Origin of the sequence: Actinokineospora sp. HUAS TT18, assembly GCF_051364635.1 — a bacterium.
In the GTDB taxonomy this organism is placed as follows: domain Bacteria; phylum Actinomycetota; class Actinomycetes; order Mycobacteriales; family Pseudonocardiaceae; genus Actinokineospora.
The window spans coordinates 1,688,798-1,714,302 of the sequence record NZ_CP195645.1; the positions used below are offsets into that span (position 1 = coordinate 1,688,798).

The window sequence follows — 25,505 nt, forward strand, 5'->3', positions numbered from 1 at the left end:
CGCCGGACACTAGAGCCTGCGGATGCCTTCCAGCACCTTCCGCATCATCTCCAGGTCCGGTTCGGCCGTGGTCTGGCGTGAGCGCAGCATCAGGCAGTTGCGTTCGATCAGGTCGCCGATCAGCACCCGCACCACGCCCAAGGCAAGGCCGACCTTCGCCGAGACCTCCGCGACCGACTGCTGTTCCCAGCACACCGCCACTACCCGCTCATGCTCCGGCGAGAGCTGCGGATACTGCAGCCCGGTCGCCACGACCAGGGTGATCAGGTCGAGTGGCGGACCGGCGGTCTTGGTCCGGCCGCCGGTGACCGCGTAGGCGCGGACCAGCGGACCGGCGTCGTCGTCGAACCACGCCTCGTCTTCGTCCTTCATGAGGCCGGGGGTGCCACCGGTCGCGGTGCCGCGGTCAGGTAGTCGCCGACGCGGGTGACCATGCGGTTGACCTCGTAGGCGATCACGCCCAGGTCGGCGTCCTGCGGGGCGAGCACCGCCAGACACGCCCCGGCGCCCGCCGCGGTGACCAGCAGATACGCGTGCTGCATCTCCACCACGGTCTGGTAGACCTCACCGCCGCCGAAGTGTCTGCCCGTGCCCGTGGCCAGGCTCTGGAACGCCGAGGCCACCGCCGCCAGGTGCTCGGCGTCGGCCTGCGCGAGGGTACCCGACTTGCCGATCATCAGGCCGTCCGCCGACAGCAGGACAGCGCGGTCGGCGGCGCCGACGCGCTGGACCAGGTCGTCCAGGAGCCAGTCCAGGTTCCTGTTCGTCGCCGTGCCCGTCATGTGCCCTCCGCCGGCCTGCCGTTCGAGTCCTGCTCACCCGCACGTGCCCGTCTTGTGCCGCGTTGAAACGCCGACATCGTGGCGCGGGATCGTTCAGGGGTCGGCATAGGGGCGGGCTCGACCGGCTGAGCCCCGTTGCGCAGCTGCGGGGCGAGCGTGGCCCGGGGCTCGCGCCGGGCGAGCGGCTCGGCGGGCAGGCTGCTCATCGGGATGCGCTGGGTCGGCGCCGAGTGCGGCATGGTGTCCACAGTGGACGTCGCGTCGACCGGCAGGTGGCCGGACGTGCGCTCGACCTGCGGCGCGGGCCGCTGCTCGGCCCTGGCCGCCGGGACCTCCGTGTCCGGCACGCCGTCGCGGACCAGGACGCTGTTCGGCACCAGCACCACGGCGCGCACGCCGCCGTAGATCGACTCGCGCAGGGCGACCTTGATGCCGTGCTGGGCGGCCAGCCGCGCGACCACGAACAGGCCGATGCGGGACTCGCCCGACAGCGCCATGACCCCGAAGTCGGGCGGGCTCTGCAGCCTGCGGTTGAACTCCTCGAGCTTGTCCTCCTCGATACCCAGGCCCTGGTCCTCGATCTCGATCACCACACCGCGCGCGACGAGGGTGCCCATCACGTCGACCTGGGTCTCCGGCGGCGAGAACGCGGTGGCGTTCTCCACCAGCTCGGCGATCACGTGGATGAGGTCGGCGATCACCGCGCCCTCCAGCGCGACCTGCGGCAGCTTGCCGGTGGTGACCCGCTCGTAGTCCTCGGTCTCGGCGACGGCGCTGCGCACGACATCGAGCAGCGACACCGGGTTGCGCCAGCGCCTGCCCGGCTGCTTGCCGCCGAGGATGATCAGGCTCTCGGCGTTGCGCCGCGCCCGGGTGGCCAGGTGGTCGAGCTGGAACAGCAGCGCGAGCTGGTCCGGGTCGTCCTCGGAGCGCTCGGCCCGGTCGAGCACCTTCAACTGGCGGTGCACCATGACCTGGCTGCGGTGGGCGATGTTGAGGAACACCGACCGCACGCCCTCGCGGACCTCGGCCTCGCGCGCGGTCGCGGCGACCGCGGTGCGCTGGGCGTCGCCGAACGCGGCGGCGAGCTGGCCGATCTCGTCGTCGCCGTGGTCGATGCGCGGCACCTCGGCCTCGACGTCGACCTTCTCGCCGCGGCCGACCCGCTCGACCATGTCGGGCAGCCGGTTCTCGGCGACGTCGATGGTCTCCACGCGCAGCTTCGTGAGCCGGTGAATCAGCTTGCGGGACAGGCGAAGCGCGATGAGCATGGCCGCGACGGCGATCAGCAGGATGAGCCCGGCGGCGACCAGCGACGTGGTCAGCACCGCGCTTCCGCTGCTGGTGCCGAGGTCCGCGGCGTAGGTCGAGTGTGCCTTGTAGAGATCGGCCAGGCCGCCGGAGACAGTGCGGTTGGACTTCTCCCACGCCGCGACGTCGAAGGTCGCCTTGTGCTTGCCCGGCCCCAGCGCCATGATCGCGTCGTCGCCCGCGACGACGGTCTTCCACTCGGGCGTCGCCTTCAACGCGGCGTACTGCTTGCGCTCCACCTCGGTCAGCCGCGGGACGATCGTCTCGATCAGCTCGTGGTAGGTGCCCATCTGGTGGGCGAGTTCGTGGTAGTCCTTGTGGTCGAGGCCCGCCGTCATCGCCCGCTCGACGAGCACATGGGACCGCGCCTGCGCCTCCACCGACCGGAACAGCTCCGAGCTGATCATCTGCTCGAAGCCGACCTCGGCGTCGGTCGCCGAGCGCGCGATGCCCTGCACGGCCTGGCTGACGAGGTCGACCAGGTCGCTGTAGAAGTCGTACACCTGTTGCGGCGTCGCGGATCCCTGGTCGACCCGGTTGCGGAGGTCCGGCAGGTCCAGCGCCGCTTTGTTCAGCTTCTGCAGCGGTCCGCTCAGCTCCCCGGATGCCTCCTCGGCGAGCGCCTCGGTGGTGGCGGCCAGGTCCTTGACCGCGGCGTCGACCTCACCGCGCTGCCGGGTGATCTCGCCGGGATCGCTGGCCTCGCCGACGAGCTTCAGCGTCGTCAGCCGCCGCTCTTCCTGGACCGCGACGATCACCCGCGAGCTCGGCCCGAGCGAGGCGCGCACGTTGTCGGCGAACGACTGCGTGCTGACGCCCTGGTATGCCAGGTACGCCGACAGCGCGCCGCCGACGACCATGATCGCGATCGACGGGATGAGGACGATGGCCAGGACCCGGGACTGGATCGTGCCGGACCCGCCGAGCCGGTTCAGTCTTGCCATGGACGTCGCCCCAGGACCTTCCGTTCACCACACCCCGACCGCCGCGGCGAAGTTTCCGCGACTAAAGCCGTAACGATCGTCGCGCCCGATCGTTGCGACCCTATGAATGGAAGCACACCGTAGGGATGAATCAGTATGGCGTCAATCAAGGCGGCCCGGGCAGCGATTGCCAGAGTGTCCACCTGCGTGAATACGGGCCCAAGACGCCGTCATAGCAGATGATCCTTTTGGGTGATACCGAGGGTAGTAGTCCCGATCGGCCGACATAAGATTAGGCCATTCAGGGGATCGAACTTCCCGTGTGGGTGTACGTAGAGTGTCCCGCGACCACAGACCGCAGGGGGTCGATCACGCCCTGCGCCGTGCCGCCGGTCCATTCAGGACTGCCCGGAATGCCGCCGACCCGGCGGCGAATTCGATTCTGTCGGCGACCCCCAAAGACTCGTGTGTTGTTTTTCGACGTTTCCGCTGATAGACCGCCGTGCACGCCGGATTCACACATCCGAGTCGCACATATCGGAAGGAGTTCGGATGGCCGCCCCCGGCGAGCCGATTGACGGCACGCAGGATTCCCCGGGCCGCAAGCCCGGCGTGGGACGCAGAAGATTCCTCACGTTTCTGGTGGCCGCCCCGACCCTGACCGTCGCGGCACGACTCGGCGGCTCCGACCCGGTGGCCGAGGCGCTGCCGAGCTTGCCCTCCCCCGCTGAGCTGCTCGATCTCGGCGATGTGATCAACCTCGCGAGCAAGGTCACCTCGGGCCTGATGGTGCTGCGGGTCGACGAGGACGGCGGTGTTCGGTTCGAGCTGCCCCGGGCCGAGTCCGGCCAGGGCATCGCCACGACCGCGGCCATGATCGTCGCCGAGGAGCTCGGCGCCCGGCTCGGCGACGTGCGGGTTGTGCTGTCCGACGCCAAGCCCGAGTTCATGTGGAACCAGTTCACCGCCGGGTCGACCGGTGTGCGGACCCTCTGGGCGCCGCTGCGCTCGATCGCCGCGGCCGCCCGCGCCCGGCTGATCACCGCCGCGGCCCAGCGCTGGAACGTCGACCCCAAATCGCTGACCACCCGCGACTCCGCCGTGTGGACCCAGGACGGCAAGCGCGCCGACTTCGGCTCGCTGGCCGCGGCCGCCGCGGCGACCACCACCGCCGCGGTGTCGGCCGCGCCCAAGAACGCCGCCGACTACACCCTGATCGGCAAGCCGACCGGCCGGGTGGACGCCCGCGACATCGTCACCGGCAAGGCCGAGTACGCCATGGACATCAGTGTCCCCGGCGCGCTGGCCACCGTGGTCGCGCGCCCGCCGACGATCAAGGGCACTGTCGTCTCCTTCGACGACAAGGCCGCCCGCGCGATCCCCGGCGTGGTCGCGGTGACCCAGATCCCCAGCGGCGTCGCCGTGACCGCCGAGACCGTAGACCTCGCCCTCAAGGGCCGTGACGCGCTGGAGATCGTCTGGAAGAACGGCCCCGCGGTCGGGCTGTCCGACGCCGACGTCAAGGCCAAGCTGCGCGCGGCGACGGCGCCGCTGATCGTGCCCGGCCTGCTGACCAGCAAGGTCGACGCGAGCTTCGACTTCGCCTTCACCAGCCACGCGCCGATGGAGGTGCACAGCGCGGTCGCCGACGTGCGCGCCGACCGCGCCGAGATCTGGGTGGCGTGCCAGTCGCCGGTCATGGCGCAGGCCGACATCGCCGCGAAGATCGGCCTGCCGGTGTCCAAGGTGAAGGTGCACGTGCTGCGCGCGGGCGGCTCGTTCGGCAGGCGGCTGTTCTGGGAGCCCGCGGTCGAGGCGGCGCTGGTCTCGAAGAAGATCGGCAAGCCGGTGCGGCTGATGTGGACCAGGACCGACGACGTCAAGCACGGCAGGCTGCGGCCCGCGTCGCACCACAAGATCCGCGCGACCTACGCCCTCGGCCAGATGCTCACCTTCGAGCACCGGATGGCGTCAGTGGAGACCGACCTCAGCCACGGCTTCGGCGAGGTGGTCAGCGCCAGCGGCGCCGCGCTCTCCGGCCCCGGCGACGGCCTGCTGTTCTTCCACCTGTCGGCGTCCAACCCCTATCACTTCGGTGTGGTCACCCAGTTGCTCACCGAGGTCCCGGTCCCGGTCAACACCGGCAGTTGGCGGTCGGTCTACTCGGCCGGGCTGCGGACCGCCGAGGAGATGGTGGTCGACGAGCTGGCCGCGAAGTTCGGCAAGAACCCGGTGCAGTTCCGGATGTCGGTGCTGAAGTCGCAGCGCACCAAGGACGTGCTGGCCAAGGTCGCCAAGGAAGGCGAGTGGGGCAAGGCCATGCCGCCCGGCTGCGCGCAGGGCGTCGCGGTGCACGAGGAGTACCGGTCGAGCACGGCTTGCCTGGTGGAGATCAACGCCACCGACCCCAAGGCGCCGCGGGTGACCAGGGCGACCATCGCCGTGGACGTCGGCAGGGCGATCAACCCGTCGGGCCTCAAGGCGCAGATGATGGGCGGGCTGATGGACGCGATCTCCACCGTCCTGCAGGCCGGGGTGCACCTCGACGACGGCAGGGTCAGGGAGAAGAGCTTCGCCGACTTCCGCTACGCCAGGCAGAAGGACGCCCCGCTGCGGCTCGACGTGTTCGTGATGCCCGCCAACGGCGAGCCCGGCGGCGCGGGCGAACTCGGCGTGCCCGCCGCGGCGGGCGCGGTGGCCAACGCCTACGCCAGGGCCACCGGGACCAAGCCGCGCAGCTTCCCGATCAACTTCTAGAGGAGTGTCGTGCCTACCTACAAGTTCACCGTCAACGGCGAGCCGGTGTCGGTCGACGCTCCCGCCGACACGCCCCTGCTGTGGGTGCTGCGTGAGCGGCTCGGCCTGACCGGCCCGAAGTACGGCTGCGGGTCCGGAGTCTGCCGGGCGTGCACCAGCCACCTCGACGGCGAGGAGTTCCAGCCGTGCATGCTCCCGGTCGGCGAGTGCGATGGCCGCAAGGTCACCACGATCGAGGGCCTCGCCGACGGGGACACGCTGCACCCGGTGCAGCAGGCGTGGATCGATGAGGACGTCGCCCAGTGCGGTTTCTGCCAGCCCGGCCAGATCATGGCCGCCGCCGCGCTGCTGAAGAAGACCAAGACGCCCACCGACGCCGACATCGACGCGATCGAGAACGTCTGCCGCTGCGGCAGCTACTGCCGGATCCGGGACGCGATCAAGCGCGCGTCCGCTTCTCTGTAGGTCTTGTCCGCCGAACAAGGAATGTCGATGCCCGCACGCGCACTGCCCATGCTCGCCGCCGTCGCCCTGCTCTCCGCCTGCGGGCAGAGCACGTCCCCCGCAGCGGACGGATCGCCCACGAGCGAGGCCAAGCCGACCGTCGCCCTGCGCGGCGGCGGCACGTTCGCCGCCTTCGCCCCCGGCACCACGGCCATCACCTACAACCCGGCGCTGCTGCCCGGCGGCGCGTCCGCCGAGGTCGTGGTCAGCACGACGGCCGAGGGTGTGCGCACCGAACTCAAGGTCACCGGCCTGCTGCCCAGCCGCACCTACGGAGCCCACGCCCACGTCAAGCCGTGCGGTGAGAAGGGCGATGCGGCGGGGCCGCACTTCCAGCACAAGGCGGACCCGGTGACCCCGTCGGTCGACCCGGCCTTCGCCAACGACGACAACGAGATCTGGCTCGACGTGACCACCGACGCCCACGGCGCGGGCTCGTCCACGTCCACAGTGGACTGGGGCATCGCCGACCGACGGCCTGCGTCCGTCGTGCTCCACGAGACCGCCACGCACGCCCACGCAGGCCAGGCGGGAACCGCGGGCGCCCGCCTCGGCTGCCTCACCCTGGCGAGCCCCGCCTAGCGGGCGTCGGCGGCAGCGCACCACGCCGCGCCTGCCTCGCGGTGGCGTGGCAGGCGTGGAGACCTTCGTCCATTCGTGGCACCCAGTAGCCAAACGCGCACTTTCCGGCGCGACTCCGGTTTAGCCTGCTAGCTGCCCTTGTCGGGGATCAAGGGCAGCTTGTAGGCTGCCTGAACATGTTCGATTACGTTGGTTTTCGAGCATCTAATTGCAACGGCCGGATCGTTGTGGCACGGTCCGCCGGAACTGGGGTGCCATGACGATCACGCTCGCGTACGACGCTGTGCCCACCTCCCTGCCGCAGCAGGGTGTGTGGGTCACCGAGCAGACGTCCGATGTCGGGTCCGTCTACCACGTCCCGCTGTCGATCACCTTCACCGGCGGCCTCGATGTGGGGGCCCTGCTCGACGCGTGCGCCGCGGTGGTGCGCAGGCACCCGATCCTGGCCGCCACCGTGGTCGACGAGCACGGGGTCCCGGTCATGCGCGGCGCGGCGGCGCGGTGCAGGCCCGAGTACATCGACCTGTCCGGTCGGGACAGTGCGGCGGTCGACGCGGCGGTCCGGGAGGTCGTGCTGCGGCCGTTCGACCTGGTCGGGGGGCCGATCTCCCGGATGACGCTGTTCCGACTGGCCGCCGACCGGTGGCGGCTGGTGATCGTCGGGCACCACGTCGGCTTCGACGGCCAGTCCAAAGACCTTGTCGTCCGCGACATCGCCGCGTACTACAACGCTTCGGCGCTTCCGCCGCTGACCGTGTCCTATGACGACCTGGTCGCCGAGCACCTCGGCCGGGTCGACCGGCTGCTGCCCGCCGCCCGCGAGTTCTGGGGGCGCTGGTGGCGAGCTCCGGTGGACGTCGCCCTGCCCGGGCGGACCCCGGTGTCCGACGACGTCCGGCTCGGCGTGTCCGACGAGTTCTTCCTCGACGCCGACCTGCGCGCGGGCGTCGCGGCGACGGCGAAGCGGATCGGGGTCAGCCGGTTCGAGCTGATGCTCGCCGCCTACCAGGCCCTGCTGCTGCGCTACGGCACCCCGGACCCGGTGATCGCGCTCGACCTGGGCACCCGCCCCGACAACGCGCCCGACCACATCGGGGTGTTCATCAACGAAGTCCTCATCACCGCCGTGCCCGCCGCGACAACGGGTTTCGGCCAGGCCGCCCGCGATCTGCGCACCTATCTCCGTGAGCTCTACACCGTGCGCGAGGTGCCGGTGGCCAGGGTCGTCGGCGGGGTGAAGCCGGGCGTCACCATCGCCCCGGTGTCGTTCAGCTACCGCAGGCGGTCGGAGTCGCCGACGTTCGACGGTGTCACCTCCGACGTCGATTGGACGATGTTCAACCACGGCAGGCGAAACGCCCTGCACGTGCTGGTCATCGACTCGGCCGACCAGACGTCGGTGAGCCTGGAGTACACCGAGGGCACCTTCACCGCCGAGGCCATCGCCCAGATCGGCGCGCACTACCGGCGGCTCCTGGCCGCCATCGTCGCTGATCCGGACACCGCGATCGCGGACCTGCCCCTCCTCGACCCGGTTGAACGCGCGCGCCTCACCGCCTGGGGAACCGGGACGCCGATCACCGCGCCGAGGTCGACACCGCTCGACTCGTTCCACGAGCAGGTCGAAGCACACCCGGACCGGGTCGCCCTGACGTTCGGGGACGAATCCCTGACCTACGCCGACCTCGACGACCGCGCCGCCCGACTCGCCGGCGCGCTCCAGGCCCGCGGGGTACGGGCCGGCGCCGTCGTGGGACTCTGCGCGGCGCGGACCCCCGACCTCGTCGCGGCCGTGTTCGCGGTCTGGAAGGCGGGCGCGGCCTATCTCCCGCTCGACGCGCGCCACCCCGACAGCCGCCTGTCGTTCCTCTTGGCGGACAGCGGAGTCGACATCGTCGTGGCCGACGCCGCCCAGGCCCACCGGTTCCCCACCGTCCTCCCGATCGATGAGGGCGCGGATCTTGTTGCGGCGCAACAGACTCCACTCGCTTACGTCACCTACACCTCGGGATCGACCGGCACGCCCAAGGGCGTCGCCGTCGAGCACGCGAACGTGGCGAACCTGCTACTCGGCATGCGAGAGCACCTCGGCGCGGGGCACGTCTGGCTCGGCCTGACCTCGCTGGCGTTCGACATCTCCGTCCTGGAACTGCTGGCCCCGCTCACCACGGGCGGTCGGCTGGTGCTGGCGTCCGAGGCCGACGCGGTCGACGGGCGCGCCCTGGCCGCCCTCATCGAACGGCACGGCGTCACCCACGTCCAGGCCACCCCAACCTCGTGGCAGTTGCTCCGCGACGCCGACTTCACCGCGCCCAACCTGGTCGCGCTGAGCGGCGGTGAGGCGCTGCCCCTGCCGCTGGCCGAGGATCTGCGTCGACGAGTGGGCGCGCTGTGGAACGTCTACGGGCCGACCGAGACTACCATCTGGTCCACCGCGTGGCCGGTGTCGGACGGCCCGATCCGCATCGGCGGCCCCCTGGCCAACCAGCGCTGCTACGTCCTCGATGCCGCTGGCGGGCCCACCCCGGTCGGTGTCGTCGGCGAGCTGTGCGTCGGCGGTGCCGGTGTCGCGCGCGGCTACCTCGGCAGGCCGGGGCTGACGGCACGCCGGTTCGTGCCCGACCCGTTCGGCCAACCCGGCGCACGGATGTACCGCACGGGAGACCGGGCGCGGTGGCTGCCGGACGGCACGCTGGAGTACGTGGGCCGCGACGACGGCCAGGTGAAGGTGCGCGGCCACCGGATCGAACTCGGCGAGGTTTCGGCGGCGCTGCTGGCAGACGGCCGCGTCGCCCAAGCCGTCGTCATCCAGCGTCCCGACGGCGGGCTCGCGGGCTATGTCGTCCCGAATGGACAGACAACCGCCGAGGAGCTGCGGTCGGCGCTGCGCGACCGGCTGCCCGAGTTCGCCGTGCCCGCGGCGGTCGTGCTGCTCGACCAGCTGCCGGTCACCCCGAACGGCAAGCTCGACCGCGACGCCCTGCCCGAGCCCCAGCGGCAGGCGCAGGCGCCCACGGGCGACAAGCACACCGGGGCAGTCGCCGACATCTTCTGCGAGGTGCTCGGCCTCGACGACATCGGGCCGGACGAGGATCTGTTCGAGCTGGGCGGGCACTCGCTGACCGTCACCCAGATCGCCTCGCGCATCCGCAAGCGGCTCAAAGTCGACCTTCCGCTGTACGTCTTCTATGACGTGCCAACGGTGGCGGGCGTCGCGCTGGCCGTCCGGGAGGCCGAAGGTGAGTGACTCGATCACGCTGTCGCTGGGGCAGGAACGGCTCTGGTTCCTCAACCAGTTCACCCCGGGCGACGCCTCCTACAACATCCCCATCGCGCTGCGGGTCCGCGGCCGGTTCGACCGGACGGCCTTCGCCGCCGCGCTGACCGACGTGGTGACCCGGCACGAGGCCCTGCGCACACTCGTCCAAGCCGTCGACGGCAAGCCGGTTGGCGTGCTCGCGCCCGCGCAGCCCGTTGAGGTGTCCTATGTAGACGCCGGAGACGCCGCGGCGCTGGTAGCCGAGTGGAGCAACGCGCCGTTCGACCTCGCGGCGGGGCCGCTGCTGCGCGCGTCCGTGGCCCGACTCGGCGACGACGACCACGTGGTTTCCCTTGTGGTACACCACATCGCGTCGGACGGCTGGTCGATGGGCGTGCTGCTCACCGACCTGACCGCCTGCTACGACGCCCGGGTCGCGGGCGCCGAGCCCGACCTGCCCGCTCCCCCGCTCACCTACGCCGACGCGGCCGCCCAGCAGCGGGTGGACGCCGACTCCGACACCGCGGCCGCCCGGCTGGCGTACTGGACCGAACGCCTCGCGGGCGCCCCGACTCTGGAACTGCCGACCGACCGGCCGCGGCCCGCCGTCAAGACCTCCGACGGCGCGTTCACCGACCGGCTGCTCGACCCGGGGCTGGTCGCGGCGGTCAAGGCGGTGTCCCGGGCGACCAGGACGACACCGTTCATGGTCTACCTGACCGCGTTCCAGATCGTGCTGTGGCGCTACTCGGGCCAGCGGGACTTCTGCGTGGGCTCGTCGATCTCCGGCAGGCAGCAGGTCGAGTTGGAGTCGGTCGTCGGGCTGTTCTCCAACACCATCGTGCTCCGAGCAGACCTGACCGGCGCCCCGACGTTCCAGGAACTGCTCAAGCGCACCCGGGCCACCGCGTTGGGCGCGTTCAGCAATCAGGACATCCCCTTCGAGCGGCTGCTCACCGACCTGGGCGTGGAGCGCGACCTGTCGCGCAGCCCGGTGTTCGACGTGATGTTCACCGTGCAGAACTTCGCCACCGGCAGCGGGTTCGCCCCGGCCGGGCTCGACGTCACGCCGTTCGACGCCGGGATCCGGCAGGCCAAGTACGACCTGGCCGTCGAGGTATGGGCGACCGACGCCGGGCCGACCGTGCAGCTCAACTACAACACCGACCTCTACGACGCGGAGACCGCCGACCGCCTCCTCGGCCACTTCCACACCGTCCTGCGCGCCGCCGCGGCCGACCCGGAGACGCCGGTCGCCGCGCTGCCGCTCATGGACGACGCCGAGTGGGCCCAGGTCGGCCGCTGGAACACGACCGACCGGCCGCAGGCCGACAGCGGGTCGGTGGCCACCGCCATCGCCGCCCGGGCGCTGCGGGACCCGGACGCGGTCGCGGTCGTGTCGGCGGGCCACTCGCACACCTACCGCGACCTGCTCGGCGCGGCGGCGGACATCGCGCTGCGACTCACCGCGGCCGGGGTGGCGCGCTCGGACCTGGTCGCGCTGCACGCGCCGAGGTCGTTCGAGGCGCTGGCCGCGATCCTGGGGATCTGGACCGTCGGCGCGGGCTACGTGCCGCTCGACGCCGACCACCCCGCCGAACGGCTCGCGTTCGTCACCAGGGACTGCGGTGCCCGCGTGGCGGTCTCCGCCGGGCCGATGACCTGGTTCGACGGAACCGTTGTCTCCCTAGACAACCTGGGCCACGCCGAGCATCCGGGTGTCGTGGCGGGCGCGCGGGATGTCGCGTATCAGATGTATACCTCCGGCTCGACCGGCTTGCCCAAGGGCGTGGCCGTGGAGCACCGGTCGGTGATGAACCTGCTCGGCGCGATGTGGGACCAGGTCGGCGCGGAGCCCGGTGACCGGTGGCTCGGGCTGACGTCGCTGTCGTTCGACATCTCGGTGCTGGAGCTGATGCTGCCGCTGGTCAGCGGCGGCCGGGTGGTGCTCGCCGACGTCGACGCCGCGGACGGCCGCGCGCTGCTGCGCCTCATCAACGCCGAGGGTGTCACGCACGTGCAGGCCACGCCGTCGGGGTGGCAGCCGATCCTCGCCGAGGACTTCACCGCCCCGCTGGTCGTGGCCCTCTGCGGCGGCGAGGCGCTGTCGCTGCCCCAGGCGCGTGACCTGCGCGGCCGGGTCAAGCAGCTGCACAACGTCTACGGGCCGACCGAGACCACCATCTGGTCGACGTCGGCGGAGCTGCCCGACGTGGTCGACGCGGTCACCATCGGCACCCCGCTCGCGAACACCCGCTGCTATGTCGTCGCGGACGACTTGGCCCCGCTGCCGGTCGGTGTTCCCGGCGAGCTGGTGATCGGCGGTGAGGGCGTCGCGCGCGGCTACCCGGGACGGCCCGGGCTGACCGCGACCCGGTTCGTGCCCGACCCGTTCGGGCCGCCGGGCGGGCGGCTTTACCGCACGGGCGACCGGGTCCGCCGCCGCGCGGACGGCGCGATCGAGTACATCGGCCGTTGGGACAACCAGGTCAAACTGCGTGGCCACCGCATCGAGCTGGGCGAGATCGAAGCCGTCCTCGCCGCGCTGCCCGGGGTCACGCGGGCCGCGGTGGTCGTGCGCGAGGACAACCCGGGCGACCCGCGACTGGTCGGCTACGTCGTCGGCGGCGATGTCGACACGCTGCGCCAAGACCTCGCGGCGAAGCTGCCCGCGCACATGGTCCCGTCCGCGCTCGTCGCGCTCGACCGCCTTCCCTTGACGCCCAACGGGAAACTCGACCGCGCCGCGCTGCCCGCCCCGGTCCGCGCACCGGTCGAGGCCGCGCCGCGCGAGAGCGATCCGGTGACCGACACGGTCGCCGCGATCTGGTGCGAGGTGCTCAACCTCGACGCGGTCAGCCTGGACGACGACCTGTTCGACCTCGGCGGCCACTCGCTGACGATCACCCAGATCGCGGTCCGCATCCGCGGCAGGCTCGGCGTGGACGTGCCGCTGCACGTGTTCTACGACGAGTCGACCGTGGCCGCGATCGCCGACACGGTGAAGCGGATGAGCGCGTGACGGCGCCGCTGAGCGCCGAGCAGCGACCGATCTGGTTCTTCGACCAGTTGGCGGGCGGCGACGGTTCCTTCACCATGGCCGTCGCCTACCGGCTGACCGGCGCGTTGGACAAGGAAGCGCTGAAGGCAGCCCTCGGTGACGTAGTGGCCCGGCACGAGCCGCTGCGCACGACGTTCCACCTGGTCGACGGCGAGCCGGTGCAGCGGGTGTCCGCCGAGGTGCGGCTGCCGTGGGCGGAGGCCGTGGCCGATGACGTCGCCGCCGCGCTGGCCGAGCACACGAACCGGCCGTTCGATCTGGAAGCCGGGCCGCTGATCCGGGCGCTGCTGCTGCGGATCAGCGACGCCGAGCACGTGCTCGGCGTGGCCGTGCACCACATCGTCGCCGACGGCTGGTCGCTCGGCGTGTTCGCCAACGAGATGGCCGCGTGCTACACCGCCCGGGTCGCCGGCGTGCCCGCCGACCTCACACCGCTGTCGATCACCTACGCCGACCACGCCCGCGCGCAGGCCCCGGCCGAGCCGGGCCACTGGCGCGACGAGCTGGCCGGGATCTCGCCGCTGCGGCTGCCGACCGACCGGCCAAGGCCCGCGGTCAAGACCACCAACGGCGGCGTGCACTACCGCGTGCTGGACAACGATCTGCTGGCCCGGGTCGACGAGGTGGCACGCGGGGTGCGTGGGACCCGGTTCATGGTTTTGATGGCGGCTTTCCAAGTGCTGCTGTCTCGGTATGCCGAGCAGGACGATCTGTGTGTGGGCAGCCAGGTCGCCGGGCGCGGCCGGGTCGACGTCGAGCCGATGATCGGCCTGTTCACGCGCACGGTCGCGTTCCGCGCCCGCTTGGCCGACGACCCGACGTTCCGCGAGCACCTGCTGCGGACCCGGCGCGCGTCGATCAGCGCGATGGCGCACCCGGACATCCCGTTCGAGCGGCTGGCGGCCGAACTCGGCGTCGAGCGCGACCCCAGCCGGGGCGTGTTCTTCGACGCGATGTTCGTGCTGCAGGACTTCGGCCGCGGTGAGCTGCCCATGGCCGGGCTCGCCGTGGACCTGGTCGACCCGGGGATCGCGCTGGCCAAGCTCGACCTGGTGGCCGAGGCGTGGCAGGTCGACAACGGGCTCGTGTTCAGCCTCGGCTACAACACCGACCTGTGGGACGCCGACACCATCGCCCGGATGGCCCGCCACTTCGAGACCCTGCTGCGGTCCGTCGTCGCCGATCCGGACGCGCGGGTCTCCGCTCTGTCCCTTGTGGACGATGTGGAGGACGGCCTGCTCGCACGCTGGGCGGCTGGCCCGCCGCTGATCACACCGCAGGGCGTCCTGGACGCCGTCCAAGCGGTTCCGGGCGACCGGATCGCGGTGCGCGACGGCGACACCGAATGGTCCTATTCGGACTTGCTGGACCGCGCGCGGACGCTGGCGGGAGCGATGGTCAACAGCGGGGTCCGGCCCGGCGACGTCGTCGCGGTCAGCCTGCGCCGGTCCCCCGACCTGATCGCGGCGCTGCTCGGCGTGTGGCTGGCGGGCGCGGCGTACCTGCCGCTCACCCCAGGCGACCCGGCGCGGCGAACCGAGTTCCTGCTCGCCGATTCCGGTGCCCGGCTGCTGGTAAGCGACACCGACGACACCGCGCTGCGCGTCGACGATCCCGGCCCACCGGCTCCCCTGCCGCCGTCCGCAGGCGACCTGGCGTACCTGATCTACACCTCGGGATCGACCGGCACCCCCAAGGCCGTCGCGGTGAGCCATGCCGCGCTGGCCGCCCGGATAGTGTGGATGCGCCACCACTACGCGGTGACGTCCGAAGACCAGGTTCTGCACTTCGCCGCGACCAGCTTCGACACGCACGCCGAAGAGCTGTACCCGTGCCTGTCGGCGGGCGCGACTCTGATCCTCGCCCCGGACGACCCTGGCGCCCTGCCTGACTTCCTGGCGGGCGCGGCGGGACTGACCGTGCTGGATCTCCCCACTCCGTACTGGCAGGAACTAGTGGGCTCGGGCGCGCTGACCACCCTGCCCGCGTCACTCCGCCTGCTCATCCTCGGCGCCGACCGGCTCGACCCTGCGGTCCTGGCCCAATGGCACGCCCAGCACGGCGACCGCGTCCGCGTCCTCAACACCTACGGCCCGACCGAGACGACGATCGTGGCCACCAGCGCCGACCTCGCGCCGGGCAGCGACGGCCCGATCGGGCGACCGGCGGCGGGCACGGTGTGCCACGTAGTCGACCGCACCCTGCGCCGCGTCCCGGTCGGCGTGCCCGGCGAGCTGGTGATCGGCGGCGCCGGACTCGCGCACGGCTACCTGGGGAACCCCGGGCTGACCGCGCGGCGGTTCGTGCCGAACCCGTTCGGCCCGGGCAGGCTCTACCGGACCGGCGACCGGGTGCGCTGGCGGCCGGACGGTCAACTGGAGTTCCTCGGCCGCTACGACGACCAGGTCAAGCTGCGCGGGTTCCGCGTCGAGCCCGGCGAGACCGAGGCGGCACTGCTGTCGGTCAGCGCGGTCGCGCAGGCCGCCGTCGTGGTCGTGGACGACCGGCTCGTCGGCTACGTCGTCCTGCGACCGGGCGCGGCGGACACCGTGCGGGCCGACCTCGCCGACCGGCTGCCCGCCTACCTGATGCCGTCCGCCCTCGTGGTGCTCGACCAGCTCCCGCTCACCGCCCACGGCAAGCTCGACCGTGCCGCGCTCCCCCGCCCCGACCGCGCCGACCTGGCCCCGTCCGCGCCCGTCGCGCCCCGCACGGACGCGGAGTACCTGGTGGCCGAGATCTGGTGCGAGGTGCTGGGGCTCGACGACGTCGGCGTGCACGACGACTTCTTCGCCCTGGGCGGCCATTCGCTGCTCGCCACCCGCGTCGTCGGCCGGATCACCGCGGCCATCGGGCTCACCGTGCCGCTGCGCGCGGTCTTCACCGAACGCACCGTCGAGGGGCTGGCCGCGGAAGTCGAGCGGCTGCTCATGGCCGAGATCGACGAGCTGTCCGACGCCGAGGTCGCCGCGCTGGTCGAGCCGGGTCAGGGGTGACCACAGTGGACAGTGGCTACCGGCTGATCGCCCTCGACCTCGACGGCACCGTGGTCCGCCCCGACGGCACGGTCTCCGCGCGGACGGTGCGGGCGATCAAGCAGGTGACCGGACTCGGCGTCGAGGTGCTGCCGGTCACCGCGCGCCCACCGACGTCGGTGCACCACGTCGCGCTGCGGATGGGGCTGCGCGGGCAGGCCGTGTGCTCGTGCGGCGCGGCCCGGCTCGACCTGCGCACCGGCGGCCTCAGCGCCCGGCGCCCGCTCTCCGGGGCGACCGCGCGCGACCTGGCCGACCGCGTCCGCGCGCGCTGCCCCGAGGTGGCCTTCGGCTGGGTCCACGACGGCGGGATCACCGTCGAGGACGCCTATCCCTACGACCACCCCGACCGAACCGTGGGCGCGCTCGACGACCTGCCCGACGTGATCGCCGTGTTCGCGCACTGCGCCGGAACGTCCCTCGCCGAGGAGGTCGCGCTGGCGATCGCGGACGACGCGACCCTGGGCCACCACACCGCCGAGTACGCCGAGATCGTCGCGCCCGGGGTGGACAAGCTGAGCGCCCTGCGCGAGGTTTGCGCCGAGCGCGGCATCACCGCCGCCGAGGTGCTGGCCTTCGGCGACGGGGTCGCGGACGCGGACATGCTGCGGTGGGCGGGCCGCGGCGTCGCCGTCGCCGACGCCCACCCGGACGCCCTGGCCGCCGCCGACCTGGTGGCCGCACCGTGCGCCGAGGACGGCGTCGCGGCCGTGCTGGAGGACTTCCTGGCGGTGCACCGATGACCCGACCGACCCTGACGGCGATCCCGCGCGGTGGCGCGCTGCCGGTGTCTCCCACCCAGGCTGAACGGCTGGAGACCGGCCGGGACACGTACCTGCAGAACAGCACGGTCACCGTGACCCTGCGGTTCAGCGGGCCGCTCGACCTCGACGTGCTGGCCCGCTCGGTCGGCGACGTCGTCGCCCGGCACGAAGCGCTCCGCGTCGTGTTCCCGACTGACGATCGTGCCGCGCTCTGCGAGCCAACCGAACCACTGCGTGTCGCGGAGATCCCGCCGGGGACCGACGAACCGGAGACCACGGCGGTGGACCTGCTGACCGCCGACGCGATGGCGCGGTTCGACCTGGCGACCGGCCCGCTGTTCCGCTGCCTGGCCGTCCGGGTCGACGAGCGCACGCACCTGCTGGGGTTCGCCGTCGACCACATCATCGCCGACGGCTGGTCGTGCGGGCTGCTCGTGCGCGACCTGCTGGCCTGCTACGAGGCGCACCTGCACGGCGAGAGCCCGGAACTGGCGCCGCTCACGGTGCAGCATCTGGACTACGTGGCGTGGGAACGGGACTACCTCGCCGGACCGGATGGCGCCCGGCTGCTCGACTACTGGCGCGCGAAGCTCGGCCCGGTCGCGCCGATCCCCGAGTCCGGTCTGGTCGACCCCGACGCCGACGGCCCGCCCGCGCTCGACCGGGTGCGCGTCGACCTCGACGGCGACTTCCGCCGCACGCTGACCCGGTTCGCCGCGAGCCACCGCACCACCCCGTACGCCGTGGTGTCGGCCGCCGTCGTCGGCGCCGTGCACGGCCAGCGCGGCGCGGATGACGACGTCGCGCTGTTCGCCTCGCTCAGCAACCGCACGCACGCCGCCGTGCAGGACGTCTTCGGCTACTTCGCCACCCCGACCGCGCTGCGCACCTACGTCGGCGGCGACCCGACGTTCAGCGAGCTCGTCGGCAGGCAGGCCGAGACGGTCGCCGACGCGATCCGGCACCAGGAGATCCCGCACGCGGTGCTCCTGAAGGAACTCCGGCCGCCGCAGTACGGCTCCCGGTATCGCGGCGACGCGCCGCTGTATCTGAACTTCGACCTCGACCAGGACCGCGCCCGCCCGTTCGGCTTCGGCGTGCGCGGGCTGACCGCCGCCCTGATCTCGCTGCCCCGCCCGGAGGCCCCGCGCGGCGGCCTGCGGCTGCTCGCCCACCAGCACGAATCGGGGCTGACGCTGGAACTGCGCTTCCGCACCGACGTCTACGGCAAGCCGTGGGCCACCCGCCTCGCCGACCGCGCCGCGCACCTGCTGCGGTCGGGCACCACCGACCCGGCCCAGACCGTGGCGGCACTGAACGGGAAGCTCCCATGACGATCCCCGGCCTGCTGCACGCCCGCGCCGCCGACCAACCGGACAAGGCCGCGTTCGAGACCCCGGACGGCCGCACCCTCACCTTCGCCGACTGGTCCCGCCGAACGTTGAGCCTGGCGAGCGGGCTGCGCGCCTTGGGCGTGGCCCCCGGGGATCGAGTGCTCCTGCGCTACCCGAACGCGGACTGGCCGGACTACGCGGTGGGCTACTGCGCGGTGCAGCAGGCTGGCGCGGTCGCCGTCCCCGTGTCGTCGCGGCTCCCGGCCGCGCAGCTCGACCACATCCTGACCCACAGCGGCGCCGTCGGGCTGCTCGACCAGACCGCGGACCCGCACCGCCACGACGGCTGGACCCACGCGCCCGTCGAACTCGACGGGGCCGAAATCGAGTTCGCCGAACACCCCGGCCTTGCCCAGATCCTCTACACCTCGGGCACCACCGGAACCCCCAAAGGCGTCGGCGCCACCCACGCGAACCTCCTCGCCGCGTACGACCCGACCGCCCGCCAACGGCCGCTGTCGCACTCCCGGCACTTCCTGCACGCCTTCCCGATCGGCCACAACATCGGCCAGACGATGCTGGTCAACGCCCTCACCGCGGCGCCGACCGCGCTGGTCGCGGGCGAGTTCGACGCCGATGCCTTCGCCGCGCTCATCGAGCGCCACCGCGTCGGCACGGTCTTCGTCGTCCCCACCATGGCGATCGATCTGCTCGGCGCCAAGGCCCACGAGCGCCACGACTTGTCGAGCGTCGTCCTGCTCGGCTCGACCGGCGCCGCGCTCATGCCCGCGGTCGCGCACGAACTGGCCACGGCGTTCCCCACGGCGACCGTCGTCAACTACTACACCTCGACCGAGGCCGCGCCGACCCAGACCACGATGGTCTTCGACGCGGACCGCCCCACGTCGGTCGGCCGGGCCGCGCACGCCGGGAACCTGCTGGTCGGCGACCCGGACACGGGGCCGTGTCCGGTCGGCGAGGCTGGTGACGTGTGGCTGCGGACCGCGGGTGAGTCCCGTTGGTACTACGGCGATCCGGACGCGTCGGCGACCGTGTTCCGCGGCGGCTGGACCCGGATGGGCGACGTCGGCTACCTCGACGCGGACGGCTACCTCTACCTGGTCGACCGGGAGAGCGACATCATCAAGTCCGGCGGGCTGAAGGTGTCGACGCTCCAGGTCGAGGCGGCTCTGCACGAGCACCCGGCCGTCGCCGAAGCCGCGGTGCTCGGCGTGGACCACCCGAGCCTCGGCAAGGCCGTCGCGGCGGCGGTCGTGCTGCGCGACCCCTGCCCGACCGACGACCTCAAAGCGTTCCTGGCCGACCGTCTCGCGCCGCACGAGCGTCCACTTCGGATAGTCGAGCTGGCCGAGCTGCCGCGCAACGACAACGGCAAGGTCGTCAAACGCCTGATCGCCGAGCACCTGACGGCACCCGAGGTCGATCGGGACGCGACCGACACGGAGACGGCGCTGGCCGAGCTGTGGCGGGAGCTGTTCGGCGGTGCCGAGGTCGGCCCCGGCGCCGACTTCTTCGCCCTCGGCGGCGACTCGCTCAAGGCGACCCGGCTGGCCGCGCGGATCACCGCCCGGTTCGCCGTCGAGGTCCCCACCACCTTCGCCTTCGACCGGCCGGTGCTCGCCGCGCAGGCCGAGGCCGTCAACGAACTCACTGGAGGCAGCCATGGATAGCACCTACGTCGTCGTGGTCAACGACGAGGAGCAGTACTCGATCTGGCCGCAGGACCAGCCGATTCCGGCGGGCTGGCGCGCGGAGGGCACGACCGGCACCGAGCAGGCGTGCGTCGACCACATCGAGACCGTGTGGACCGACATCACCCCGCGCAGCGCCCGCACCCCGGCATGAGTGTCGAAGCACGGCAAGCCCTGTTACGCCAGCGACTCAGCGGCGGCGCGCGGCGTCCGACCATCCCGCGTCAGCCCGCCGACAGCGCGCCCGTGCTGTCGTTCGCGCAGGAGCGGCTGTGGTTCATGGAGCAGTTCGCCCCGGGCAGCGCCGCCTACACGCTGCCCGCCGCCGTCCGCCTGCGCGGCGCCCTGGATGTCACCGCGCTGAGTGACGCGCTGAACCAGGTCGTGGCCCGGCACGAGACGCTGCGGTCCAGCTTCGCCACCACCGACGACGGCTCGCCCGTGCTGCGGATCGCCGACGAACTGCGGGTGAGGCTCGATGTCGTGGAGGTCGCCGAGGATCTGGCCGGTGACGCGGTCGCCGAGGCGGCGGCCAAGCCGTTCGACCTGACCGCTCCTCCGCTGCTGCGGGCCACGCTGTTCCAACTCGCCGCCGAAGACCACGTCCTGCTGCTGACCGTCCACCACGCCCTCACCGACGGCTGGTCGGTGAACGTCCTGTTCGACGAGCTCTTCGCGGCCTACACCGGCGGTTCGGTCCCCTCCCCCGCCGTCCGCTACCGCGATTACGCGGCCTGGCAGCGCGCGCAGGAGGACGACGCCGCGCCCGCGTTCTGGCGCGACCGCCTCGCCGGGGTCCCGCCGCTCGACCTGCCGACCGACCGCCCGCGCGGCGCCCAGCAGACTTTCGCCGGCGGCTCACTCGGTTTCCGCGTCCCCTTGGCCGACAAGGTGCGGACGCTGGCGACCGACTGCGGCGCCACCCCGTACATGGTGCTGCTCGCCGCGTTCCAGGTGCTCCTGTCCCGCCACAGTGGACAGACGGACTTCGCGGTCGGCTCCCCCGTCGCGGGCCGGTCGGTCCCCGAGCTCGAACGGCTCGTCGGCCTGTTCGTCAACCTGGTCCCGATGCGCGCCGACCTCGCCGACGACCCCGACTTCGCCGCACTGGTCACCCGCACCCGAGACACCGCGCTGGACGCGTGGACCCACCAGGACCTGCCGTTCGAGCGCCTGGTCCGCGACCTCGACGTCGACCGCGACCCGAGCCGCCCGCCGATCTTCCAGGTCGTGTTCGCCGTGCAGAACTACGCCTCGGCGCGAACCCGCGAAGTCGGAGACCTGACGGTCACCGGGTTCCCGTTCGGTCTGGCCGCGACCCGCTACGACCTGGAGCTGTACCTGGCCGAGTCCGGCGACGGGTACGACGCGAGCCTCGTCTACAACAGCGATCTGTTCAGCGCGGACCGCGTCACCCTGCTGGCCGACCACTTCACCCGGCTGCTCATCGCCCTGCTCGACCGGCCGGACGCCCCAGTGTCCACAGCGGACTTCCTCACCGAGGGCGAACTCGCTGACCTTGTTCGCCGCAACGACACCGCCGCCGACTTCGGCCCGCCGGTCTGCCTGCACACCCTGGTGTTCGACCAGGCGGAGCGCACCCCGGACGCCGTAGCGATCCAGGACAGCCGAGGCACCACGACCTACCGCGAGCTGGCCGACCGTTCGCTCGCCTTGGCATCCCGGCTGGCCGGGGTCGAACGCGACGAGCTGGTCGCCGTCGCCATGGAACGCGGCGCCGAGCAGGTGATCGCCTGCCTGGCCATCCAAGCCGCGGGCGGCGCGTACCTGCCGATCGACCCCGACCTGCCCACCCAGCGCCGCCACCAGCTCCTGGCGCGCGGCGGATGCACGCTGGCGATCACCCAGCCGTGGATCGCCGACCAGGACTGGCCCGCGGGGATCACCGTGCTCACGGTCCCGGCCGAGCCCGCCGACGCCGTTCTCCCCGAGGTCGACCCGGACGCGCTCGGGTACGTCATCTTCACCTCGGGCTCCACGGGCGAGCCCAAGGGCGTGATGATCGACCACGCCGCCGCCGTCAACACGATCCGCGACATCAACGACCGGTTCGCCGTCACCGCCGACGACCGCGTGCTCGCGGTGTCCGCGCTCAGCTTCGACCTGTCGGTCTGGGACATCTACGGCACCCTCGCCGCGGGCGGCACCCTCGTCATCCCCGCCCAGGAGTCTGCCAAGGACCCCGCCGCTTGGGCCGAGCACGTCGCCACGGACCGGATCACCGTGTGGGACTCGGTGCCCGCGCTGATGGAGCTGCTGGTCGAGCAGGCCGAGGCGGAGGGCACCGACCTCAGCTCGCTGCGCCTGGTCATGCTGTCCGGCGACTGGATCCCGCTCGACCTGCCCGACCGCATCCGCGCCGTCGCGCCCGACGCCAGGGTGATCAGCCTCGGCGGCGCCACCGAGGGCTCCATCTGGTCGATCTCGTACCCGGTTGAAGCAGTGGACCCGCAGTGGCGGTCGATTCCCTACGGCACGCCACTGGCCAACCAGAGCTTCCACATCCTCGACCGCCACCGCCGACCCGTGCCCGACGGCGTCGCGGGTGAGCTGCACATCGGCGGTGTCGGCGTCGCGCGCGGCTACTGGCGCGACCCCGGGCGCACCGCCGCCAGTTTCGTGAGCCATCCGGAGACCGGCGAGCGGCTGTACCGGACTGGCGACCTGGGCCGCTACCGGCCGGACGGCGTGATCGAGTTCCTCGGCCGGGCCGACACCCAGGTCAAGATCCGCGGCTACCGGATCGAACTCGGCGAGATCGAGGCGCACCTGGGGCGACACCCGGCGGTGAGCGAGTGCGTCGTGACCGTCCACAACGGCGAAACGCTCGTCGCCTACGTCGTCGGCGAAGCCGCTGACCTGCGCACCTACCTCGCCGATCTGCTGCCCGCCTACATGGTGCCCAACCGGTTCATCACGCTGTCCAAGCTGCCGTTGAGCGCCAACGGCAAGGTCGACCGCGGCAAGCTGCCCGCACCGGCCGCTGAGGCCGTCGCGGTCAGCGCGGAGCCGGAGACCGACACCGAGCGGCTTGTCGTGGAGGTGTGGTCGCAAGTCGTCGGGTCACCGGTCGCTGTCGATGCTGACTTCTTCAGTGCGGGCGGTCATTCCCTGGCCGCCATCCAGGCCGTGACCCGGCTCCGGCGCGCGCTCCCGCACGCGGCGATCGGCGTCACCGACCTGTTCCGCCACACCACTCCGCGCGCCTTCGCCGCCCTGATCGACCGCGCCGACCTGGGCGAACGGCCGCTGCTGCACCGCCTCACCCCGGCCAGGACCGGGACCAACCTGGTCTGCGTGCCCTACGGCGGCGGCCAGCCCGTGGCCTACCGGCCGCTCGCCGAGGCCCTCACCGACTGGTCGCTCGACGCGGTGGCCATCCCTGGCCACGACCCGGGCGTGCCCGACGAGGACGTGCCCGCCATCGAGGACATCGCCCAGCGCTGCGCCGACGAGGTGCTGGCCACCGTCGTCGGGCCGATCGTCCTCTATGGACACTGCGGCGTCGGCGGCGCGGTCACCGTCGAACTCGCCAGGCGGCTGGAGGCCGCGGGCCGCGAGGTCGAGGCCGTGTACCTGGGCGCGGTGTTCCCGTTCGCCCGGCCGCGCGGCCGGATCGCGGGCGCCCTGGGCAAGCTGACGCGGGTCGACCGGCTCGGCGGCGTCCGCGCCTACCAGAACCAGCTCAAAGCCATGGGCGCCGACCTCGCCGGGCTCGAACCCGAGCAGGTCGAGTTCATGGTCCGCAGCCTGCGCCGCGACACCGCCCGCGCCGAGGAGTACTTCACCGGCCTGCTCGACGCCGACCTCCGCCCGCTGCGCGCGCCGATCGTGTCGGTGATCGGCGAGCGCGACCCCGGCACGTACTTCTACAAGGAGCGCTTCCGCGAGTGGCAGTTCCTGTCCGACACCGCCGCGCTGGTCGTGCTCGACGAGGCGGGCCACTACTTCCTGCAGTACCGCGCCGAGGAACTCGCCGACATCGTGACCGGCGTCCACCCGGCCGTCGCGCGGGACGCGCCGCTCAGGACGGACACGTGGTGGCTGGAGGACACTTCCCGGTCGGCGGCCGACGTCACCGGCCCCCGGCCGGGCTTCGGCCGGTTCCTCGCGGTGGCGGTGAGCCAGCTCGTGTCGTTCGTCGGCACCGCGCTGACCGATTTCGCCCTGCCGCTGTGGATCTACACCACGACCGGGTCACTCGCGCGGTTCGCGCTGTTCATGATGCTCGCGATCATCCCCGGCATCGTGGCCGCGCCGCTGCTGGGCACGCTCGTGGACCGGTCCGACCGCCGCCGAATGATGATCATCGGCAGTTCCGCGGGCGGTCTGGTGCAGTTGATACTCGGCGTCCTCGTGTGGACAGACAGCTTCCAACTCTGGCACGCGTATCCGCTGGTCGTGTGCCTGTCGACCGCGTTGACCCTGCACCGGCTCGCCTACATCTCCGCGGTCCCGCAGCTAGTCCCGAAGCACTACCTCGGCCACGCCAACGGCTTCGTCCAGCTGGCGGGCGGCGTGGCCCAGTTCGTGGCCCCGATCGCCGCGGTCGCGATGCTGGCGACCGTGGGCCTCAAAGGCATCCTGCTGTTCGACATCGCCGGTTTCCTGGTGGCGATCGCGGTACTCGCGTTCGTCCGCTTCCCCCGCACGATGGCCTACGTTCCCCGCGAACCACTGGCCACGGAGATCGCGCAGGGATTCCGCCAATCCCTCGGCAACCCCGGCTTCCGGGCGATGCTGGGGTTCTTCGCGGTGCTCAACCTGCTGCTTTCCCCACTGCTGATGTCACTGCTCCCGCTGTCCCTGTCGCTGGGGACGATGTCCACCGCGGGCACCATCGCGCTGATCGGCGGCGCGGGCGCGGTCCTGGGCGGCCTCGCGATGATCGCGTGGGGCGGGCCGCCTCGGCGGCGAATGCACGGAATGCTCTTGGCGTCGGCCGTGTTCGGTGTGTTCGGCGTGGTCACGGGCCTGCACGCGGCGGTCCCGGTGGTCGCGGTCGGCGCGTTCGGCCTGTGGGCGTCGCTGTCGCTGGTGAACGGGATCTACTTGACGATCATCCACGTCAAGGCGCCGCAACGGTTCCACGGCCGGGTGATCGCGCTGAACCAGGCCGTGGCGTGGTCCACCCTGCCGATCGGCTTCGCCGTCATCGCGCCACTGGCCCAGAGCTGGCTGGAGCCTCTCATGGCCCCTGGCGGAACGCTGGCGTCCACCGTGGGCACGGTGATCGGCACTGGCCCGGGGCGCGGATTGGCGCTGATGTACGTGCTGTTCGGCCTGGGCATCATCGCGCTGTCCCTCGCCGCCACCCGGCACCGTACCCTGTCCACTTTCGACACCGCGGTCCCGGACGCCGACCCGGACGACGTCGTCGGCGCCCAAGCTCTTGGCGATCGCCTCAGGCGCACGGAAACCGCTGCCGGAGCAGTGCGCTCCGGCAGCGGTCCGAGGTGA

At 72.0% G+C, this 25,505-nt stretch carries 14 protein-coding genes; 11 read left to right on the plus strand and 3 right to left on the minus strand.

Annotation, left to right across the window (positions count from 1 at the left end; translation table 11 throughout):
• Positions 1-9 precede the first annotated feature (9 nt).
• The 3 genes from ACSHT8_RS07405 to ACSHT8_RS07415 are packed head-to-tail and all read right to left on the minus strand — an operon-like array spanning position 10 to position 3,037.
• On the minus strand, positions 10-372 hold the full coding sequence (locus tag ACSHT8_RS07405; protein ID WP_436499000.1) for a DUF742 domain-containing protein: 363 nt from the start codon (positions 370-372) through the stop codon (positions 10-12).
• Positions 369-782 carry a roadblock/LC7 domain-containing protein gene (locus tag ACSHT8_RS07410; RefSeq protein WP_436499002.1) on the minus strand — a complete coding sequence of 138 codons (414 nt, stop codon included), beginning with the start codon at positions 780-782 and terminating at the stop codon, positions 369-371. Before ACSHT8_RS07410 ends, ACSHT8_RS07405 begins: the two co-directional genes overlap by 4 nt.
• Positions 779-3,037, minus strand: coding sequence for a nitrate- and nitrite sensing domain-containing protein (locus ACSHT8_RS07415; protein WP_436499004.1), 2,259 nt, complete (start codon positions 3,035-3,037; stop codon positions 779-781). Before ACSHT8_RS07415 ends, ACSHT8_RS07410 begins: the two co-directional genes overlap by 4 nt.
• 531 nt (positions 3,038-3,568) lie before the next feature.
• On the opposite strand from ACSHT8_RS07415, the gene ACSHT8_RS07420 reads away from it, so the two are divergent.
• From ACSHT8_RS07420 to ACSHT8_RS07470, 11 genes are all read left to right on the plus strand, one after another.
• Complete coding sequence (locus ACSHT8_RS07420; protein WP_436499006.1) at positions 3,569-5,773, plus strand: molybdopterin cofactor-binding domain-containing protein; 2,205 nt, start codon at positions 3,569-3,571, stop codon at positions 5,771-5,773.
• Between the two features lie 9 nt (positions 5,774-5,782).
• Entirely contained in the window at positions 5,783-6,238 is a 456-nt protein-coding gene (locus tag ACSHT8_RS07425; protein ID WP_436499008.1) for a (2Fe-2S)-binding protein, read from the plus strand.
• Between the two features lie 27 nt (positions 6,239-6,265).
• Positions 6,266-6,859, plus strand: a complete 594-nt coding sequence (locus ACSHT8_RS07430; protein ID WP_436499010.1) for a superoxide dismutase — start codon at positions 6,266-6,268, stop codon at positions 6,857-6,859.
• 256 nt (positions 6,860-7,115) lie between these two features.
• On the plus strand, positions 7,116-10,106 hold the full coding sequence (locus ACSHT8_RS07435; protein ID WP_436499012.1) for a non-ribosomal peptide synthetase: 2,991 nt from the start codon (positions 7,116-7,118) through the stop codon (positions 10,104-10,106).
• Positions 10,099-13,140 (plus strand): non-ribosomal peptide synthetase, encoded by a 3,042-nt coding sequence (locus ACSHT8_RS07440; RefSeq protein WP_436499014.1) that lies wholly within the window; start codon positions 10,099-10,101, stop codon positions 13,138-13,140. Before ACSHT8_RS07435 ends, ACSHT8_RS07440 begins: the two co-directional genes overlap by 8 nt.
• On the plus strand, positions 13,137-16,175 hold the full coding sequence (locus ACSHT8_RS07445) for an amino acid adenylation domain-containing protein (RefSeq protein WP_436499016.1): 3,039 nt from the start codon (positions 13,137-13,139) through the stop codon (positions 16,173-16,175). The genes ACSHT8_RS07440 and ACSHT8_RS07445 overlap by 4 nt, the downstream gene beginning before the upstream one ends.
• A gap of 5 nt (positions 16,176-16,180) precedes the next feature.
• Entirely contained in the window at positions 16,181-16,957 is a 777-nt protein-coding gene (locus ACSHT8_RS07450; protein WP_436499018.1) for an HAD family hydrolase, read from the plus strand.
• A complete protein-coding gene (locus tag ACSHT8_RS07455) occupies positions 16,954-18,312 on the plus strand; it encodes a condensation domain-containing protein (protein WP_436499020.1) in 1,359 nt (452 codons plus the stop codon). Before ACSHT8_RS07450 ends, ACSHT8_RS07455 begins: the two co-directional genes overlap by 4 nt.
• Entirely contained in the window at positions 18,309-20,003 is a 1,695-nt protein-coding gene (locus tag ACSHT8_RS07460) for an AMP-binding protein (RefSeq protein ID WP_436499022.1), read from the plus strand. Before ACSHT8_RS07455 ends, ACSHT8_RS07460 begins: the two co-directional genes overlap by 4 nt.
• The gene (locus ACSHT8_RS07465) at positions 19,996-20,178 is read left to right on the plus strand and encodes an MbtH family protein (protein ID WP_436499024.1); all 183 of its coding nucleotides are present in this window, start codon (positions 19,996-19,998) and stop codon (positions 20,176-20,178) included. Before ACSHT8_RS07460 ends, ACSHT8_RS07465 begins: the two co-directional genes overlap by 8 nt.
• Positions 20,175-25,505: a non-ribosomal peptide synthetase/MFS transporter gene (locus ACSHT8_RS07470; RefSeq protein WP_436499027.1), complete on the plus strand. Its 5,331-nt coding sequence runs from the start codon at positions 20,175-20,177 to the stop codon at positions 25,503-25,505. The genes ACSHT8_RS07465 and ACSHT8_RS07470 overlap by 4 nt, the downstream gene beginning before the upstream one ends.